The sequence below is a fragment of the Novosphingobium sp. FSW06-99 genome (genome assembly GCF_001519065.1).
GTDB lineage: Bacteria > Pseudomonadota > Alphaproteobacteria > Sphingomonadales > Sphingomonadaceae > Novosphingobium.
On sequence record NZ_KQ954259.1, the window covers coordinates 188,860 to 208,064 of the forward strand.

Sequence of the window (19,205 nt, forward strand, 5' to 3'; positions counted from 1 at the left end):
TATCGCCATCATCAACCGGCTCGAACGCACTGGCCCCTGCCCCATCCGGCACGGTCAAGTCATTCGGGCTGGCAACCGCCTTAACCAAACCTGGGCTCTCCCTTGATCGTCGCATCCTGTTCCGAACGCAGCGGTCGCGCCAGCAGGGCATCGACGATCGCGCGGGCGGGAACCAGTCCCGATACCAGCGCAGCCACTGCCTCTGCAATCGGCATGGCAATGCCGCGTGCCCGCGCCAGATCGGCCAGCACCGGCGCGGTGAACGCGCCTTCGGCCACGGTGCGCCGGTCGGCCAGCAGGTCGGGCGCCCGCGCGCCTTCGCCCAGCGCCTTGCCCAGCGCGAAATTGCGGCTCGACAGCGAATTGCAGGTCAGCACCAGATCGCCCAGCCCCGACAGCCCGGTCAGCGTCTCTGCCTCGGCACCGAAGGCCAGGCCAAAGCGCACCATTTCGGCAAAGCCCCGGCTGATCAGCGCGGCGCGGGCATTCTGCCCCAGCGCCAGCCCCTCGACCACGCCCGACGCCACGGCCAGCACGTTCTTGACCGCGCCGCCCACTTCCGCACCGATCAGGTCGTGCGAAAAATAGGGGCGAAAGGTCGCGCGGGCAATCGCGGGCGCCAGCCGCTGCCACTGCGCATCGCCACCGGCACAGGCCAGCGTGACCGCCGTGGGCAGCCCGGCAGCCACTTCGTGCGCGAATGTCGGACCCGACAGCACGGCCAGGCTGGCCCCCGGCATGGCCGCGCGCGCGACATCGGCCATCAGGCGCCCCGTGCCCGCCTCGATCCCTTTTGAACAGAGCACCAGATCGCCGGTGAACGCGGGCATCTGCGCCAGCACCGCGCCCAGCGCCTGTGCCGGGGTGACCAGCAGCACCACCGCCAGCCCGGCCAGATCGCGCGGATCGGCACTGGCACGGATCGAGCGGTGCAAGGCGACGCCGGGCAGATAGGCCGGATTGGCGCGGGTGTCGTTGATCGCCCCGGCCAGACCGGCCTGACGCGCCCACAGCACCACGTCGCGCCCGTCACTCGCCAGCAATTGCGCCAGCGCCGTGCCCCAGGCCCCGGCGCCGATCACGCCGATCGCATTGGTCATGCCTTGACCCCCGCGCCGCGCACCGGCGCGGCATCGGCATCGAGCGGCCAGCGCGGGCGCGCCACAAAGTCGAGCGGATCGAACAGACCGGCGGCATAGCGTTCCGCCCCGGCCCAGCCGATCATCGCCGCGTTGTCGGTGCACAGGCGCGGCGGCGGCGCCACCAGCGGCAGGCCCGCGCCATCCGCCAGCGTTTCCAGCGCCGATCGCAAGGCCCAGTTGGCCGCCACCCCGCCCGCCACCACGAGCGCGGTTACTGGCGCGCAGGCCGCGAGCGCGCGGCGCAGCCGGTCGACCAGACAATCGATCGCCGCCTGCTGGAACGATGCGGCAATATCGGCCGGATCGTACCGCCCGGATTCGTGCGCGCGCAACACCGCGCTCTTCAGTCCGGCAAACGAGAAATGCGGCTCTGCACTGCCCAGCAACGGACGCGGCAGCGGCACCGCGCGCGGATCGCCCTCACGCGCCAGCCGTTCCACCGCCGGTCCGCCGGGATAGCCCAGGCCGAGGATCTTGGCGGTCTTGTCAAACGCTTCGCCCAGCGCATCGTCGATCGTGGTGGCCAGCCGCCGATATTGGCCCAGCCCACGCACTTCGACAATCTGGCAATGCCCGCCCGACACCAGCAACAGCAGATAGGGATAGGCCAGCGCCGGATCAGCCAGGCGCGGCGACAGCGCATGGCCTTCCAGGTGGTTGACCGCGATCAGCGGCTTGTCGGCCGCCATCGCCAGCGCCTTGCCGGTGACCAGCCCGACCATCACGCCACCGATCAGGCCGGGGCCTGCCGTGGCGGCAATCGCATCGATCGCACCGAGCGCGATCCCGGCATCGGCCAGCGTGGCGGCGACCATCGGCGCCAGCACTTCGACGTGCGCGCGCGCGGCGATTTCGGGCACCACCCCGCCATAAGGGCGGTGTGCGGCATCCTGCGAGGCGATGCGCTGCGCCACCACGCGCGCGTCGAGCGTCGTGCCGGACGTGTCGATCACCGCAACAGCGGTTTCATCGCACGAGGATTCGATGCCGAGGATCAGAGCCATGGGGAGCTTTCCCTTAGAGAGAATTGCAGGTACGGCAAGCGGCGCATGACCAGCCCTTCATCGTCCCTGTCGCCCGACGCCCTGCGCAGCACGCCCTTGCCCACCCGCCCGGTGCGCCTTGGTACCCGGCAATCGCCGCTGGCCATGGCCCAGGCCGAGGAAACCCGCGCCCGGTTGTGCGCCGCGCACGGCTGGCCGATCGAGGCGGTCGAGCTGGTTCCGGTGGTCGCCAGCGGAGACCGCATTCTCGACCGGCCGCTCGCCGAAATCGGCGGCAAGGCGCTGTGGACCAAGGAACTCGACGTCTGGCTGGCCGAAGGCACCATCGACGCCGCAGTCCATTCGATGAAAGATGTCGAAACGCTGCGCCCCGCCGAACTGATGATTGCCGCGGTGCTGCCGCGCGCCGATGTGCGCGATGTGCTGATCGGTGCGGCCAGTATCGCCGCGATTGCACCTGGCGCGCGGGTCGGCACCAGCGCGCCGCGCCGCGCCGCGCAAATGCTCCATGCCCGCCCCGATCTGGTGGTGGTATCGTTTCGCGGCAATGTCGCCACCCGACTCGGGCGGCTGGAACGCGGCGAGGCCGATGTCACGCTGCTGGCCGCCGCCGGGCTCGAACGGCTGGATGTCACGTCGGTCGGCACGCCGCTCGATCCCGCCACCTGGCTGCCTGCCCCGGCCCAGGGCGCGATCGGCATCGAATGCCTGGCCGCGCGACACGACCTGATCGCGCTGTTCGACGCGATCGACCATGGCCCCAGCCACGCCGCCATCCGCGCCGAACGCGCGCTGCTGGCAGGCCTTGGCGGCACCTGCCACAGCCCGATTGCCGTGCATACCCGGCACGACACAATGGCCATGCACCTGACCGCCGCGCTGTTCAGCCCGGACGGCGTGCACCGGGTCGATGCCGAACAGCGGGTGCCGCTCGATCGGCCCGAAACCGCGATCGATCTGGCCCATGCGCTGCTCGCCGCTGCGCCCGCGCCGATCCGCGCGCATTTCAACGGCGCCGGATAGATGCGTCCGGTGCTGGTGTTGCGTCCCGAACCGGGCAACACCGCAACGTGCAGCGCCGCACGCGCCCGCGGCCTGTCGCCCCACGCCGCGCCGCTGTTCACGTATGCCGCGCGTCCATGGCACCTGCCGGCAGGCCCCGGCTGGGACGGACTGCTGATCGGCAGCGCTGCCGTGCTGCGCCATGGCGGGGCGGGTCTGGCGGCATTGCAGGCGGTTCCGGTGCATGCCGTTGGCCCGACCACCGCACGCGCTGCGCAGGAGGCGGGCTTTGTCGTGGCCCAGACCGGCAGCGGCGGGTTGCAGGCGGTGGTCGGCACGTTGCCCCCCGGCCACTATCTGCGGCTGGCAGGCGAAGCGCGCGTGCCGTTGCTACCGCCGCCCGGTGTGACAATCGACGATGTGGTAGTCTATGCCGCCCGGCCACAGCCGCTTGATGCCGCCACGATCGCGCTGATCCGGGGCAATCGGGTGCTTGCGCTGCTCCATTCGGCCGAGGCAGCGCGCCATTTCGCCGGGCAATGTGCCGCGCATGATCTGCCGCGCGCGCAGATCATGCTGGCCTGTCTGGCGCCCGGAATTGCCAAGGCCGCCGGGGCCAACTGGCAGGCTGTCGCATGTGCGCCACGGCCCGACGACGATGCAGTGCTTTCCTTGGCGCACCAAATGTGTCAAACAGTGTGACTTCGGGGCAACGGATAAAGCGAAAAAGCACGCATGCCGGAAATTACACTCGGTCCAGTGGCTGATTCGCGCCAGACCAGACGATCAGGCGGTCGCGGTCTTGGTGCGCTGCTAGGTGGGCTTGCGCTGGTTGCGCTGGGCGGTGGGGCCTGGCTCGGCTGGCATAACGGATGGTTGCACATGGCGCTGCCGCCGGGCGAAAGCCTGGCAATGGCAACGCCCGCCGCCAGTGCCAGCGCGACGACCACCGCGATTGTCACGCAGGGCAACCTGATCGCTACCAATGCCGCGCTGGCCGATGCCACCGCGCGGCTGACGGCGTTGCAACAGCGACTGGCCGAATTGAACCAGCAGGCGGTCGCCGCCTCTGACCAGGCGACTCGCGCAGAGGCCTTGCTGGTGGCATTTGCCACCCGCCGCGCGGTCGAGCGCGGGCAACCGCTGGGCTATCTGGAAACCGCCTTGCGCGTGCGCTTTGGCGCCAGCCAGCCGACCGCCGTCGACGAGATCGTTGCCGCCACGCAAAAACCGGTGACCATCGGCGGCCTGACCGAAGAATTTGCCACGCTTGAACCGCGCCTGGTCAACGGGCCGGCCAACGAAGGCACCTGGGACTGGTTGTCGCGCCAGTTCGGATCGATGTTCGTCATCCGCCACGACGACACGCCATCACCTGCGCCCGAAAGCCGCTTGGCGCGGGCGCGCGCCGCATTGGCCGGGCAACGCGTCGATCTGGCGATTGCCGAGGTTGAACGCATGCCAGGCAAAGATGCCGCCACCGACTGGCTGGCTCATGCGCGCGACTGGGAAAACGCCCAACGCGCGCTCGATCAGATCGAAAGCGCGGCGCTGTCGACCCCGACGGTGGCCCCGCCCGCAGCCAAGCCGGTCGCCATCGCGCCAGCCTCCGCCGCGCCCGCCCCGGCGCGCTGATCAGGCCTGCAACAGCGCGGGCAGCTTTCCGCTCATCCCGCGCGCTTCGTCCATGAAAAACCGCTTGAGCGTGGGGCTGCGCTGCACGCCGGCCATGCCCAGCCGCCGCACCGCCGAAGGCAGCCGTCCGGGAATGCCGAACAGGCGGGTCAGCACATCGGTCGCGCCAGAAACCATGAACCCGTCGAGCGCGCGCCAGCGTTCATAGCGCCTGAGCACTTGGGCATCGCCCGGATCGAGCCCCAGCCGCATGCCTTCGGCCAGCACTTCGGCCAGCGCAGCGACATCGCGCAGCCCCAGATTGAGGCCCTGGCCCGCGATCGGATGCATCCCGTGCGCGGCATCGCCAACCAGCACCAGTCGCTGATCCGCAACTTTGGCGGTGTGGTGAAAATTGAGCGGATAGGACGAGCGCGGCGTGGCCAGCGCGATCGCACCGAAAATGCCGCCCATCCGCCGGGTAACTTCGCCAACGAACGCCGCTTCGGGCAGGGCCAGCGGCCCGGCGGCATCCTTTTCGGCGACGGTCCACACCAGCGCGCTGCGATGGCGCCCCGCTTCATCGTCGAGCAGCGGCAACAGCGCAAACGGGCCCGCCGGATAGAAGATTTCCCAGGCCACATTGTTGTGCGGCTTTTCATGGGTCAGCCCGGCAATGATCGCACGGTGGTGATAGTTCCAGCGCGCCGGGGTAAACCCGGCCTCGTCGCGCGTAGGCGACTGGCGCCCTTCGGCGGCGACCAGCAGCCGCCCGGCCAGCACGCGGCCATCGGCCAGGGTCACCGTGACGCCGTGCGCGCCGCGTTCGCGCGTGGCGACATGGGCGTTGGGCAGGAACGTGATCAGCGGTTCGCGCGCGGCGACCGCATACATCACCAGCCGCAAGTCGCGGTTGGCGAACATCCGCCCGAGCGAGCCCTCGTCGGCTTCGGGGCGAAAATCGATCCGCCCCGGTTTCAGCCCGTCGGTCACTGCGATCGCATCGATCGGGCAGCCGCGCGCTGCCAGATCATCGGCCATGCCGAGATGGCTGTAGAGGTTCCAGCTCGCGGTCGAAATCGCCGAAGCGCGCCCGTCGAACCCTTGCGCGGTCTGTGTGGCGGGGTCCGAACTGTCGACCACCACGCTGGCAATGCCTTCGCGCGCCAGTGCGATGGCCAGCGTCATGCCGACCAGCCCGCCCCCCAGAATGACCACATCGGCTGACATATCGCTGTTCACGGCTGTGCTCCGCAAGTGGTGCCGGGCCCGGCATCCAGATCAAGACAACGCCCGTCGAACGTACCCGGCGGCGTTTTCAGACCGACCCATGCCGCCAGAGTGGGGGCAATGTCCACCGTTTCGACAGGGCTGGGCTGTTCAAATGCAGTCAGTCCCTTGCGCCAGAACAGGATCGGCACGCGCCGGTCATAATCCCACGGGCTGCCATGGGTGGCCACATAGCCAGGGCCGGGCTGGCTCAGCGCCATCACCCCGCGTTTGAGCAGCACCACGAAATCACCCGAGCGCGGCGCATAGAACGAGGCGCGCGCGCGTTCGATCAGCGTCCAGGTTTCGGGCGAGCCAGTGGGCATCGGCGTGGCCGCCAGTTCGTCGGCGGTGAACACCGCCGCGACTTGCGGTTGGCCCAGCAGATCGGCGCGCGCCGCTGCGATCGCCGCCGCCTTCTGGTCACGCGTCAGATCGCGCCGCACCCACACATCGCCCGAAGGCCCTTCGGCCAGGAACAGCCCATGCGGATCGAGATCGAGCAGCGCGCCGATGCGCTGACTCAGCGCCCTTGGCAACAGCGCAGGATCGGCACGCTGCGCCTGTGGCAGGGCCTGTTCGCGCAGCCGTTCGGGCATGTCGAAACCGCCGTGATCGGCGGTCAGCACCACGCCATAATCGATCCCGCGCGCATCCAGGCGGGCAAAGAAATCGCCCAGCGCAGCGTCCAACTGGTGCAACTGGATGCACATCTCGGTGCCTTGCGTACCATAGCCATGGCCGATGTAATCGGTCGCCGACAGGCTGATCGACAGCACGTCGGGCGTCGGCCCGCGGCCCAGCCCGTCGGTATCGACCAGCCGCGCCGCCAGATCGAGCACCGCGCGATCGAGCCGGGGTGAGGCGCGAAAGCCGGTGGCATCGCCGGCCGCCAGGGCAAAGCGCCCGGTGCCGACCGACACCGCCGCCGACGACACCGTGGTCGATCCGGCGGTGACCGCGGTCACCCCGGCGCGCACCGCCCGATCGTGCGCGGCGCAATCGCCGGGCAGGTCATAGGCGGGCGATCCGGCGGTCAGCGTGGCGGCAATCGCGGCGTTCTGTGCGGCGACGCCGGCCGAGGCGGTGGCGCCATCGAGCGTGACAAAGCCCTTGCCCTTCCACCAATAGACTTCATCGATGCGGTGCCCGCCCATCATCAGCGCAGCGCGATCCTTGCCCGACACCGCGATATTGCGACTGGTCGGCCAGACCGCCTTGATGCGTTCGCCCAGCGTGGGCACCAGCAGATGCCCGACCGAGGCGACATAATCGCCCGCCACCGCCGCCGTCTTCGTCTCGTCCTCGGCGCAATAGACCGCCTTGTTGGCGCGCGCGACCGACTGGTCGAACCAGGTGTTGGCGATGATCCCGGTGTGTGCCGGGCGCATCCCGGTCATCAGCGTGGAATGCCCCGGACAGGTCTCGGTCGCGGCGTGCGACTGGAACCCGGATGGAAACACCGCGCCGCCCGCCAGGCGCGCCATGCCGCCGGTGAAATGCGACCGGTATTGCGCAAACAGGTCGGCGGAAAACTGGTCAATGGCAATCGCGATCACCAGCCGGGGCGCATCGGGCGCGGGCGGCGCCACCACCGGATCGCGCGCCGCTGCCGGTTGGGCCAGCGGCAGGGCCAGACTCATGGCGAACAGCATGGCTTTTCGGGCGAAAGTCATGACCTTTGGGCTCCTTGTGGGGTCTGGCGCTGGACTCGGGAGGCGCGGCTACTTATCTGTGCGGCGCAAATGCCCCCCGGCATCGCGCGGCGCAAGGGGGCGTGCACCATTGGACCGCCGCGAGAGATCCCCATGCCCCAGCTTTTCCCGCTGATCCGCCGTCTTGCGCCCTGGTTTGCCGCGCTGCTGATGCTGGCGGGGTTGACCCCGGCGCATGCCGACAGCCTGCCCCCGGCGGGCCCCACGCATATCCGCGCGGCGCTGGCGGCAGAGCGCGCGGGCCATCCGGGCGAAACGATCACGCTGGCGCTGGTGATGCAGCCCGCCAGGGACTGGCACGGCTATTGGTCCAACCCCGGCGATGCCGGGCTGCCCCCCACACTCGACTGGACTTTGCCAAAAGGCGCCAGCGCCGGGGCGATGCAGTTTCCGGTGCCGCAGACACTGTTGATCGCGGGGCTGATGAACCATGTCTATGCGCATGATTTCGCGATCCTGATCCCGTTCACCCTGCCCCGCGATGCACAGCCCGGCGCAACCCTGCCGATCAGCGCAAAGGCGCAATGGCTGGCGTGCAGCGCGACAATCTGCGTGCCCGAAGACGCGGTCTTGTCCACCACCGTCACGGTTGCCCCGCCCAGCGTGGCAACGCCGGTCGATCCGCGCTTTGCCGACTGGCGCGCTGCGCTGCCCGCGCCGCTCGACCAGCCCGCGCACTTTGCCGCCACGGCCACCGGCTATCGCCTGGCCATCCCGTTTCCAGCGAGCGCCACGATCACCGCGCCGCATGTGTTCCTCGGCACCGATGGCGTGATCGATTATGCCGCGCCCCAGGCGTTCAGCCGCAACGGCGACACGCTGGTGATCGATCTGGCGCGCGCCAAGACGCCCTCGGGCCAGAACCCCAATGGCTTGCCCGGCGTGCTGTCGCTGGGCACCGATGCCAAAGGCCACGATCTGGGCGGGATCAGCTTTGCCGCGCAGCCCGGTGCAGTGCCCGCCCCCGGCACGCCGATCGGCGGCGCGACGAAAGTGCCTGCGTTTTCATGGGCCCTGCTTGGCTGGGCGGTGATCGGCGCACTGGCAGGCGGACTGGTGCTCAATGTCATGCCTTGCGTGTTTCCGATCCTCAGCCTCAAGGCGCTGGCGCTGGCGCGCGGCAACAGCCACCACGCTCATCTTGAAGCGCTGGCCTATACCGCAGGCGTGATGCTGGCCTGTCTGGCGCTGGGCGGGGTGATGCTGGCGCTGCGTGCGGCGGGTGGCGAAGTCGGCTGGGCGTTCCAGTTGCAGGACCCCGGCGTGGTTGCCGTGCTGCTGCTGCTGGCGGTGGCGATCACGCTCAATTTTGCCGGTCTCTATGAATTGCCGGGGCTGTCGCTGTCGGGCGGCGCGCCGGGCAAGGGCGGGCTGTGGGGCGCGTTCGGTACCGGGCTGCTGGCGGCGTTTGTCGCCACGCCGTGCACCGGGCCGTTCATGGCCGCCGCGATGGGCGCCGCGCTGGTCCTGCCGACGCTGGCCGCGCTGGCGGTGTTCGGCGCGCTGGGGCTTGGCCTTGCGCTGCCGTTCCTGGCGATCGGGTTCATCCCGCCGCTGCGCCGCGTGCTGCCGCGCCCCGGTGCGTGGATGGTGTGGTTCCGCCGCGCGATGGCGGTGCCGATGGCGCTGACCGTGCTGGCGCTGGTCTGGCTGGCCTGGCGGCTGGGCGGCAGCGCCTATACTTTTGCCGCGCTGGCGCTGTCCGGCGCGCTGCTGATGCTGCTGGCGCTGATCGGTGGGGCACAGACCAAGGGGCGCCGTGCCGCCACCTGGGCCGTGCCGGCCTCGATCGTGCTGGTACTGCTGGCCGCAGGCGGCGCGCCGCGTCTGGCGCGCGCCGAACGCCACGACGATGCCAGCCTGATCGGCGCAACGCCGTTCAGCGAGGGCGCGCTGGCCGCCGCGCGCGCCGCGCACCGGCCGGTGTTCGCCTATTTCACCGCCGACTGGTGCCTGACCTGCAAAGTCAACGAAAACGTCGCGATCGAAACCGCCGCCACCGCCGACGCATTCCGCAAGGCGGGCGTGGTGGTGCTGGTGGGCGACTGGACGCGGCGCGATCCGGCGATCAGCCGCTTTCTGGGCAGTGTCGGCGCCGCCGGGGTGCCGCTCTATCTGTGGTATCCGGCAGATGGCGACGCGCAGAAACTGCCACAGGTGCTGACCACCTCGGCGTTGACCGCGCTTACAACGACTGGCCGTCATCCACAGTGACATGCGCCCCGGTCACATAGGCCGAAGCGTCTGACGCAAAGAACAGCATTGGATCGTTCAGCGCCTCGATCGGGGTCAGACGGCGGCGCGGCCATGTGCCGATCTGCGCCTTGCCGGCTTCGGTCGCGAACCAGGCGGCATCGATTTCGGTCAGGATATAGCCCGGCTGCACGGTGTTGACGTTGATCCCCAGCCGCGCCCATTCGCGCGCCAACTGGCGGCCCAGATGGACCACCGCCGCCTTGCTGGCGGCATAGGCGGCGTCGCCCTGCCCGGTCATTTCGGCGGTGATCGATCCGGTCAGCACGATCCGCCCGCGTCCCGATTGTTTTGATCCGGCGGCAATCATCCGCCGCGCCGCTTCGCGCGCGGTCAGATAGACGCCCGTGAAATTGGTGTCGATCACCCGCCGCACCTGCTCTGTCGACAGATCGATCGTGCGTCCCGCCTCGGCAATCCCGGCATTGGCCAGCACCGTGTCGGGCGTGCCGAAATGCGCCTCTGCCGCATCGAACGCCGCGGCGATCGATGCCTCGTCGGTCACGTCCAGCGCCACCGGCAGTGCCGCCGCGCCGATTTCGGCCGCCAGCGCGGCAATCCGGTCGACCCGCCGCGCGCCCAGCACGACTTTCGCCCCAGCCCCGGCAAACAGCCGCGCCAGATGCGCGCCGATGCCCGAGCTTGCGCCCGTGATCAGCGCAATGCGACCATCCAGTGAATACGGCATACTGTCCGCTCCCTTGCGTGTTATGTCAGGTCCGACGGCGCATCGGGATACGCGGTTTCAACCGATCCCAGCGCATCGCGCAAGGGGCCGAGCCAGGCCTCGAACCGGCGCCAGTGATCGACCCCGTCGGTAAAGATCGGCTGACGCACTTGTTCGGAACTGGCAGTGCGCACCGCCCGGCGGTTGCGATAGAATGCCAGACAGTCGTCCTCGAACGGCACGCCGACATGGTCGAGCAACTGGCGCACTTGCGCCTCGGTATCGGCCACCATCGCCTCATAGATCACGCGATGCACCGCGCCCGGCGCGGCGCGGTCAAATGCCGCCATTTGCGTGACATAAGCGCGATAATAGCGGCCGATTTCCGCCAGATCATACGTAAACAACTGCCCGCGCGCAAAAAACTGCTTCCACCCCGAAAAGCAGCATCCCATCGGATGGCGCCGCGCATCGATGATCGTGGCGTTGGGCAGGATCAGCCGGATCAGACCAGTATACATCCAGTTGTTGGGCATCTTGTCGATGAAACGCGGCTTGCCCTCCTTGCGGTGAACACGCGTGCGATCGAGGTATTCTTCGCCCAACCGCGCCAGATCGGCCGGGGCGAGCGAGCGGACCACCTCGGAAAAGCTGGCGAATTCACCTTCTTCCACGCGCGAATGCAGCCGGTCGCCGATCATCATCAGATCGGGCAGTTCCATCGTGCCCTCGATCTGCGAATGGCTCGACAGGATCTGTTCGACCAGCGTCGATCCCGCGCGCGGCAGGCCGACGATAAAGATCGGATCATTGGCCATGCAGCCCTGCCCGGCGCGGCTGGCCAGAAACGCCGCGGTGAACAGCGCGGCATGTTCGCGCGCGCCACCCAGAATCCGCTGCTCCTCGTAATCGACACCCTTGCGGCGCAAGGCATTGCCACGGGCATAGTGGTCGAAACTGCGCGCCGCATCGCCGGCATCTTCATAGGCCTTGCCCAGCGCGAACTGGAGCTGGCTGGCCTGTTCGTCATCCTCGATGGCGTCTTCGCATGCCTCCATCGCGGCAATGTCTGCATCATCGAGCCGCACGGTCTTGAGATTGGCCAGGCTCCACCAAGCCTCACCCAGCGACGGTTCGCGGGTCAGCGCGCGGCGATAGGCGCCGATCGCATCGGTCTGGTTGCCCAGCGTCTTTTCGACATGGCCCAGGTTCAGCCAGACGCGCGGGCTGTCGACCCCGCGTTCGACCAGCGTGCGATAGATCCCGGCTGCCAGATCCTGTTCGCCCAGCCGCACCTGCAACGAAGCCTTGAGCAGCGCATGGCCGATATTGTGGGGCTCGTCATCGACCAGCACGGCGGCATGGGCCAGCGCCTCGGCCACGTCGGGCCCCATTTGCAGGATCCGTACATAAAGCTCGCGCGCGGCGGCAAAGCCCGGCGCGATGGCCAGCGTGCGCTTCAGCCAATCCATCGCTTCATCGAGCTTGCCCTGCCGCCACGCCACTTCGCCGCGCAGCCGCAGCGCCGCCGCATCGCGCGGCAGCGTACGGATGCGCGCATCGAGCAGCGTCTCAGCCCCGGCAAAATCGCTGTCGTGCATGGCCAGCGCCGCCTTGACCAGCACGGGATCGCGGGTCGATGCCTCCACGCCCTTTACATCGGCGACGCGTGCCTCGGCCTCGCGCCCGGCTTCGCGCAAGGCGCCCGACAGCGCGTGCCACGCCAACAGGAAATCGGGTTTCAACGCCACCGCGCGCTGCAGCGCGGCCACCGCCAGCCCGATTTCGCCCAGCCCGCCGTGCACCAGCGCAACCTCGAACGCGGTCATCGCCGAACGCGGCTGTTCCGCCGCCAGTTTGACCAGCACTGCGCGCGCGGCGGGCAGATCGCCCAGCGCGCGCAGGGCCTGCCCCTCGATCAGCACAGCCTGGGGATGGCCAGGCACCGCGCGCAGGATCTCGCGCGCCTGCGCCAGCGCCATGCGCGGGTCGCGGGCCAGCATGGCCGAGGCATGGGCGAACGCGGCATCAAGCGAAACCGTGGCGTCGCCTGCCGCATCGGGTCGTGCCATCGGGTATGCTCCTTGCCTCTTGTGCTGTGCGGTTGATAGGCCTGACACCCTGGCTGCGCGGCCGCAATCGTTCAAGTCCTGCGACAGATGCCCGGGCTTGTCGAGTCCCCCCTCGCGCCACCGCCATCGGGCCCGCGCCACCCTTTTTGTGCGGCCGCGAGCAAGGTCGTTGACAGTGGTCACTGTGATGGCAGATTCAATCCCGGACGGGCGACCAGATTGCATCGCATACGGTCCCGCAAGATACCGCAAGATTGCTGACACCCCATCGCACAGCGGGGTGAACGGCGGCGTTCGCGCCGCCGCGCGATGGGTCTTGCGCACGACGAACGTGTCACTTGCCCTTCGCGGGCAGGCGGCAACGCCGGCAACTGCGGGGGCATGCCCGTGGTGACCACAAACGTGGCGCAGCATTGCCGGACTGGCACGATAATGGGGGCGTACGATGATCAGGACTGAAACGCGGGTTTCGATCACCACCGGGCAGACGGGACCAGGCCGCCAGTGCCGCCAACGCAGCCTTGCCTCGACGATGCTGACAGGACTGGCCATGGCCATGCTGCCCACCGTGGCGCGCGCGCAGGAACCGCCCGCCCCGCCCCCTGACACCAGCGCCCCGGCAACGGCCAACACCGGGCTGGGCGAAATCGTTGTCACCGCGACGCACAAATCGGAAAGCATCCAGAAGGTGCCGATCAGCCTGCAGGCGTTTGACGCAACCAAGCTGGAAGAAAACCACGTCGCCAACTTTGCCGACTATGCGCAGATGTTGCCGTCGGTCTCGTTCGAAAGCCTCGGGCCCGGCCGCAGCCAGCCGTTCTTTCGCGGCATCGCGGTGGCCGGAGGGCAGTTTTCGACCGTAGGGTCCTATCTCGACGAAATCCCGATCACCGATTCGGCCAACGGCGGGTACAATTCCGAACCCGAAGTGCACATCTATGACGTGGAACGCGTCGAGGCGCTGTCGGGCCCGCAAGGCACGCTGTTCGGGGCCAGTTCGCTGGCCGGAACGCTGCGCGTGATCACCAACAAGCCAAAACTCGACAAGATCGAGGCCGGGCTGGACGTGACGGTCGACAAATATGGCCCCGGCGCGGGTGGCTATATGTTCGAAGGGTTCATCAACCTGCCGATCACGTCCAATCTGGCCATCCGCCTGATGGCGTTTGACGAACACGAAGGCGGGTACATCAACAACACCCACGGTACTTATGCCTATCAATCGCTGCCGATTACGATCGACAACGCGGCGCTGGTCAAGAAAAACTACAATCCTGACGACGAATATGGCGGCCGCGCAACGCTGTTGTGGGAACCTTCGCCCGACTGGAAGATCACGCCGTCGATCACCTATCAGCGGATCAATTCACAAGGGTCGTACAATTTCGATCCGCGCTTCGGCGATCTCAACGTGCATGATTACAGCCCGACTTACCTGATCGATCACTGGTACCAGGCGTCCCTGACGATCGAAGGCAAGATCGGCGATTTCGACCTCGTCTCTGCATCGGGCTATTTCCACCGCACGTTCTACAACGCCAACGACTATACGTATTATTCGGTGACCTATGACAAGCTGGTTGCGGCGGGTCTGGATGCCAACACCTACAACAGCTTCAAGGACAAGAACGGCAATTATATCAATCCGACGCAGCAATATTATGGCCGCACGACCGAACGCAAATGGACCCAGGAATTGCGCCTGTCGACGCCCAAATCCTGGCCGGTGCATGTGACCGGCGGCGGGTTTTTCCAGTACCAGCGCTGGAGCATCGACGACAGCTATTACATCCCGGGTGTCAGCCAGGCGACCAGCACCAGCCTGGGCATATCGCTGGCCGTACCGGGAGAATTCCAACCCGACGCCTATTATCTGGTCGAATTCGAGGATCATGCCGTCGACAAAGGGCTGTTTGCCGAAGGCAACTACGATCTGACCGACAAGATCAAGCTGCTGGCCGGGATCCGCTATTACCAGTCGCAGAACAACACCGCCGGTTTTGACGGGATCTGGACCTCAGCGGTCGCCGCCGGCTGCTGGAATACCGACCCCAACGCGGTCTACAACTTGTTCATTCACCCCTCGCGACTGAGCTGCATCAACACCAACGAAAATTATGAGCAGAAAGGCGAAACCCACAAACTGGGCGCGCAATACCAGTTCGACCAGTCCAAGATGGTCTACTTCACATATTCCACCGGGTTCCGCCCCGGCGGCGGCAACCAGATCGTCGGCGCACAACCCTACAAGGCCGATACCCTGGTCAATCTTGAAGTGGGCTGGAAAACCCGCTGGGGACGAAATTTCCGCTGGAACGGCGCGATCTATACCGAACTGTGGAAGGGGGTTCAGTACAACCTGACCCCGGCCGGGGTGCAGGGCAACAATATCACCGTCAATGCCGGCAATGCCCGGGTGAAGGGTATCGAAAGCGATTTCGAATACAAACCGATCCAGGCGCTGACCCTGTCTGCCTCGGGATCGTACAACAACGCCAAGCTGGTGACCAATTTCTGCGATCTGAATCAGCCACCCAACCGCACGCTGCTGGCCTCGTGCTCGGTGCTCAACACGTATACCTCGGTCAGCGGCGTGCCCGAAATATCCGGCGGCGATGCGGCGGCGCTGGCAGGCACCCGCTTGCCGCGCCAGCCCAAATTCAAGGGCAATGTCTCGGCGCGCTATGAATTCGATGTCAGCAGCGCAAAAAGCTTTGTCCAGGCGCAGATCTTCCACCAGTCGGGCAGCACGTCGAACCTCAATGTCGAATATGATCAATTGCTGGGCGATACGGCGGGATTCACCACGTTCAACTTTTCGTCCGGGGCGTCGATCGGCAAGTTCAGTGTGGAGGCGTTCATCGAAAATGCCTTCGATTCGCGCGGGATCATTTCGAAAAACGCCTTTTGCGAGATCCAGTACTGCGCCCAGTCGGCGCGCAGCTATCCGGTCAAGCCCCAGTATTTCGGCCTGAAAATCGGCTATAAATATTGATCCATCGCCGGCAGCCGGCGGGGCGAAAGTTTGCTCTGGCCAAACCCGGCGTCTTGGATCATTGCAGCAGATCGGGTGTCGCCGTGCCGGTACGGCGCCACAAAGCAGGATTTGCGGCATTTGGGCATGCAGACGCTTGATGACAGGGCGGCCGCACGGGACACCGAAATGGCGCGCACGCCATTGACCGATCCGGCAGCCGATCCGGTGCCTGTCGATGAAATCGCGCCCAATCTGTCGGGACGCCCCGGAACCTATCTGCGCGGCACCGCAACCGTCGATGCGATCCTGAAGGCCGCGTTGCGCGTGCTGATCAACGAAGGGGCGGGCGCCTTCACGATTCGCCGGATCGCGGCAGAGTGCGGGATGAAAGTCGGCAATGTCAGCTATCATTTCCCGCGCAAGGAATTGCTGATCCAGGTCCTGCTCGACGATCTGCTCGAATCCTATGACAAAATGCTGGAAAGCCGGGTGCGCCAGCCCGAACTGAATGCCGAACAGCGGTTGCGCCTGCTGATCGTGCTGTGCCTTGAAGATATTTCCGGAATTCGCACCACGCGGCTGTTTACCGAATTGTGGGCACTGGCCAATCACAATGCCTTCGTCGCCGACCGGGTGCGCGTGTTCTATCAGAAAGTGCACGATTTCATCGGCGAATATGTCGCCGAACTCAATCCCGCGCTGGCCCCCGACGAAGTGCGGACGGTCGCCCTGTTCATCAGCGCCGCGATGGAAGGCACCACCCCGTTCAGCGGGTTTCAAAAGCCCTGGGCGGGTCGGATGGGCGCGATTGTCACGATCGCCGCCAACCACCTGATCACGCTGGCGCGAACCGTCACACCCCAAGAAGCCCGTGGACTCGACCCCGAGGCACAATAAAGGTGTATGTCATATCAGAATCGCGCTTGACTAAAATAGGACAGGCGTCAAATCTTGGATCACAGATTGCGGAGCGGATTGGTCGAGCCCGGTATCGGGTGCCACGCCGCGACGCCCACGGCATAGCGTCCAAAGGGGGCCAGCAACGATGAAGTCCGCCGTGCATTTCCGGAACCTTGGAACAAGGCTCCCCGCTGCCATCCGGCTTGCCTGCACGACCATGCTTGGCGCCACGGCGCTGGCCGCGATGCCGGCGATGGCCGGAACCGCCTCGGTCGAGCCCGAAGAGTCTTCGGTTGCCACCCTTGCTCCGCCAAAGCCGAACTGGGTGTACCTGCAGCGCGGCTTTGTGCTGCCCGGCACGGCAATCTACGACACCGCCGATGGCAAATATCTTGCCCAGATCGAAACCCCGATCCTGGGCGATCTGGCGATCGACCCGGCCGGCAAGTATTACTATGTCGCCGAAACCGCATGGACACGGCGCCTGCACGGCACGCGCCAGGATTACATCTCTGTCTATGATGCCACCACGCTCAAGCTGGAAGGCGACATCGATATTCCGGGCCGCATCCTGGTCGGCAGCCGCGAACACAATTTCATCCTGAGCGATGATGGCAAGACCGGCTATATCTATGATTTCAGCCCGATTTCGTCGATCAACGTGGTCGATCTGGTCAAGCGCAAGTTCGTCCGCAACGTTGAATTGCCCGGCTGCGCAGACCTGATCCCCAATCCCGGCGTGGGCCTGGCCGCGCTGTGTTCGGATGGATCGCTGGCCTCGATCAACCTGACTGGCGGCAAGACCGACATCACCCGCACCGATCCGTTCTTCAGCGCGACCGGCGACCCGATCTTCGACAATGTCGAATTCGACCAGGCCAAGGACGAAGTGGTGATGGTCAGCTATACCGGGCTGGTCTACACCGCCAAGCTGGGGGCCAAGCCGACCGTCAGCACACCTTTTTCGATTCAGGAAGCGGCCGGCGTGCGCAAGGGCGATACCAAGCCCAACGATGTCAACTGGTATCCCGGCGGGGCCCAGCCGATCGCGCTGCACACCGCATCGGGGCACTTGTTCGTGCTGATGCACACCGGCGAATACTGGACGCACAAGCGGGGCGCGAGCGAGATCTGGGATCTCGATCTGGCCAGCCACAAAGTCGTCAAGCGCCTGCCGGTCGAGGGAGAGCCCAACGTGATCAACATCACCCAAGAGGCCAAGCCCAAGCTGATCGTGGTCGGCGAAGGCGAAGGCGGTTCGGGCGCGGGTCTGGCCGGCGATGCCGAAGTGCTCGATCCCGCCACGGGCGAAGTGAAGTACACGTTCAAGGGCGCAGGCTCCGGCCTGATCCAGGTCTTTCATTGAACCCACACGGCAGAACGACACGGCCATGAATCCCATCCTGCTTGAAACCGGCCTGACAGGCGCCTTTGGCGCCGGGATCGTGTTCATCGAGGCGGGGCTGGCCAAACTGCGCCACCGGGACTTGTTGCCCGGCGTGGTTGCCAATTACCGCCTGCTGCCCGAAACGCTGGTGGCGCCGTTTTCCGCGGCGTTGCCGGTGGTCGAACTCGGGCTGGGACTGGGCCTGGTGGCCAGTGTGCTGACCGGGGGCAGCCTGGCATGGCTGGCGCTGCCGGCCGCTGCGCTGCTGCTGGTATTTGCCGCAGCCATGGCGATCAACATCCGGCGCGGGCGTCGGGCGATTGATTGCGGGTGCGGCCGATCGCAACTGCGCCAGCCGTTGCGCTGGGGTCTGGTCGCGCGCAATATCGCGCTGGCGCTGGTGGTCGCGGTCCATGCCTTGTCCGCGCTGGACGATGCGCGCGCGCCGTTTGTCAACGTCGCGCTGGCGGTAATGGCGGGAACGGTGTTGTGGGCGATGGTGCTGTTGTTCAACGCGCTGGCCGCGCTGGCGACTTCGCCGCTGGCCGTGCAGGCGGCTCCAAAACAATTCGGCGGACGGAGATAAACCCTGCCATGCTGACAGCTCTGGTCATTTCCGCAATCTTTGGCTGGGTGGTTATCCTGGCGCTGGTGATCGCGCTGCTGGCGCTGGCCCGGCAGGTCGGCGTGCTGCATATGCGGGTGGCTCCGGCAGGTGCGCTGACCACATCGGGCGGGCCTGCGGTGGGCAACAAGGCGCCTGCGATCACGGCGATCACGCTCGATGGCGCCAGCGTCAGCGTGGGCGGCGCGGCACCCGGTTCGGCTTTGCGGCTGCTGATGTTCGTGTCGGCGACCTGCCCTTTGTGCAAGAACCTGATTCCCATGGCCAAAAGCTTTGCGCGTGACGAACGCGTGCAACTGATCTTTGTCGGCGACGACACCGCCGACGCGCAACACGCCATGATCGAACGCCATGGACTGGGCGGATACCAGTTCATCAACGGTCCCGATGTTGGACAGGCGTTCGAAGTCGGCAAACTGCCGTTCGCGGTGTTGCTCGATGCCGATGGCGTGATCCTGTCCAAGGGTCTGGTCAACAGCCGCGAGCATCTCGAAAGCCTGATCATCGCCCACGAAATGGGGGTGCATTCGGTGCAGGATTACATCGATGGATTGAAGACGGAGCTTGCCTGAAAGGCC

The 19,205-nt window shown here is 66.5% G+C and carries 15 protein-coding genes; 9 read left to right on the forward strand and 6 right to left on the reverse strand.

Annotation, left to right across the window (positions count from 1 at the left end; translation table 11 throughout):
• Nucleotides 1-80: 80 nt before the first annotated feature.
• Both AQZ49_RS15845 and tsaD read right to left on the reverse strand, forming a co-directional pair.
• Nucleotides 81-1,100 carry an NAD(P)H-dependent glycerol-3-phosphate dehydrogenase gene (locus AQZ49_RS15845; protein ID WP_067617642.1) on the reverse strand — a complete coding sequence of 340 codons (1,020 nt, stop codon included), beginning with the start codon at nt 1,098-1,100 and terminating at the stop codon, nt 81-83.
• The gene (gene tsaD / locus AQZ49_RS15850) at nt 1,097-2,146 is read right to left on the reverse strand and encodes a tRNA (adenosine(37)-N6)-threonylcarbamoyltransferase complex transferase subunit TsaD (RefSeq protein WP_067617645.1); all 1,050 of its coding nucleotides are present in this window, start codon (nt 2,144-2,146) and stop codon (nt 1,097-1,099) included. The genes AQZ49_RS15845 and tsaD overlap by 4 nt, the downstream gene beginning before the upstream one ends.
• Before the next feature lie 45 nt (nt 2,147-2,191).
• Here tsaD and hemC point away from each other — a divergent pair, with 45 nt between their 5' ends.
• From hemC to AQZ49_RS15865, 3 genes are read left to right on the forward strand one after another with little or no spacing between them, the layout of a single operon-like run.
• Nucleotides 2,192-3,169 (forward strand): hydroxymethylbilane synthase, encoded by a 978-nt coding sequence (hemC, locus tag AQZ49_RS15855; protein ID WP_082701827.1) that lies wholly within the window; start codon nt 2,192-2,194, stop codon nt 3,167-3,169.
• Nucleotides 3,170-3,850: a uroporphyrinogen-III synthase gene (locus AQZ49_RS15860; protein WP_067617648.1), complete on the forward strand. Its 681-nt coding sequence runs from the start codon at nt 3,170-3,172 to the stop codon at nt 3,848-3,850.
• A 33-nt stretch (nt 3,851-3,883) separates the two neighbouring features.
• Nucleotides 3,884-4,783, forward strand: coding sequence for a hypothetical protein (locus AQZ49_RS15865; RefSeq protein ID WP_067617651.1), 900 nt, complete (start codon nt 3,884-3,886; stop codon nt 4,781-4,783).
• Here the strand turns inward: AQZ49_RS15865 and AQZ49_RS15870 are convergent, their stop codons facing one another.
• Both AQZ49_RS15870 and AQZ49_RS15875 read right to left on the reverse strand, forming a co-directional pair.
• Nucleotides 4,784-5,992: a UbiH/UbiF/VisC/COQ6 family ubiquinone biosynthesis hydroxylase gene (locus tag AQZ49_RS15870; RefSeq protein WP_197411085.1), complete on the reverse strand. Its 1,209-nt coding sequence runs from the start codon at nt 5,990-5,992 to the stop codon at nt 4,784-4,786.
• An 8-nt stretch (nt 5,993-6,000) separates the two neighbouring features.
• On the reverse strand, nt 6,001-7,707 hold the full coding sequence (locus AQZ49_RS15875; protein ID WP_067617657.1) for an alkaline phosphatase family protein: 1,707 nt from the start codon (nt 7,705-7,707) through the stop codon (nt 6,001-6,003).
• A 132-nt stretch (nt 7,708-7,839) separates the two neighbouring features.
• Here AQZ49_RS15875 and AQZ49_RS15880 point away from each other — a divergent pair, with 132 nt between their 5' ends.
• Nucleotides 7,840-9,960: a protein-disulfide reductase DsbD family protein gene (locus AQZ49_RS15880; protein WP_067617659.1), complete on the forward strand. Its 2,121-nt coding sequence runs from the start codon at nt 7,840-7,842 to the stop codon at nt 9,958-9,960.
• Here AQZ49_RS15880 and AQZ49_RS15885 read toward each other — a convergent pair.
• The gene (locus AQZ49_RS15885) at nt 9,932-10,687 is read right to left on the reverse strand and encodes an SDR family NAD(P)-dependent oxidoreductase (protein WP_067617662.1); all 756 of its coding nucleotides are present in this window, start codon (nt 10,685-10,687) and stop codon (nt 9,932-9,934) included. The genes AQZ49_RS15880 and AQZ49_RS15885 overlap by 29 nt on opposite strands.
• Before the next feature lie 20 nt (nt 10,688-10,707).
• Entirely contained in the window at nt 10,708-12,738 is a 2,031-nt protein-coding gene (locus tag AQZ49_RS15890; RefSeq protein ID WP_067617665.1) for a tetratricopeptide repeat-containing sulfotransferase family protein, read from the reverse strand.
• A gap of 445 nt (nt 12,739-13,183) precedes the next feature.
• On the opposite strand from AQZ49_RS15890, the gene AQZ49_RS15895 reads away from it, so the two are divergent.
• From AQZ49_RS15895 to AQZ49_RS15915, 5 genes are all read left to right on the forward strand, one after another.
• A complete protein-coding gene (locus AQZ49_RS15895; protein WP_067617668.1) occupies nt 13,184-15,733 on the forward strand; it encodes a TonB-dependent receptor in 2,550 nt (849 codons plus the stop codon).
• 168 nt (nt 15,734-15,901) lie between these two features.
• A complete protein-coding gene (locus AQZ49_RS15900) occupies nt 15,902-16,612 on the forward strand; it encodes a TetR/AcrR family transcriptional regulator (RefSeq protein ID WP_067617803.1) in 711 nt (236 codons plus the stop codon).
• Between the two features lie 220 nt (nt 16,613-16,832).
• Nucleotides 16,833-17,981: an amine dehydrogenase large subunit gene (locus AQZ49_RS15905; protein WP_231739269.1), complete on the forward strand. Its 1,149-nt coding sequence runs from the start codon at nt 16,833-16,835 to the stop codon at nt 17,979-17,981.
• 25 nt (nt 17,982-18,006) lie between these two features.
• Nucleotides 18,007-18,588 carry a MauE/DoxX family redox-associated membrane protein gene (locus AQZ49_RS15910; RefSeq protein WP_067617676.1) on the forward strand — a complete coding sequence of 194 codons (582 nt, stop codon included), beginning with the start codon at nt 18,007-18,009 and terminating at the stop codon, nt 18,586-18,588.
• Nucleotides 18,589-18,596: 8 nt separating this feature from the next.
• Entirely contained in the window at nt 18,597-19,199 is a 603-nt protein-coding gene (locus tag AQZ49_RS15915) for a redoxin family protein (protein ID WP_067617678.1), read from the forward strand.
• The last annotated feature ends 6 nt before the right edge of the window (nt 19,200-19,205 follow it).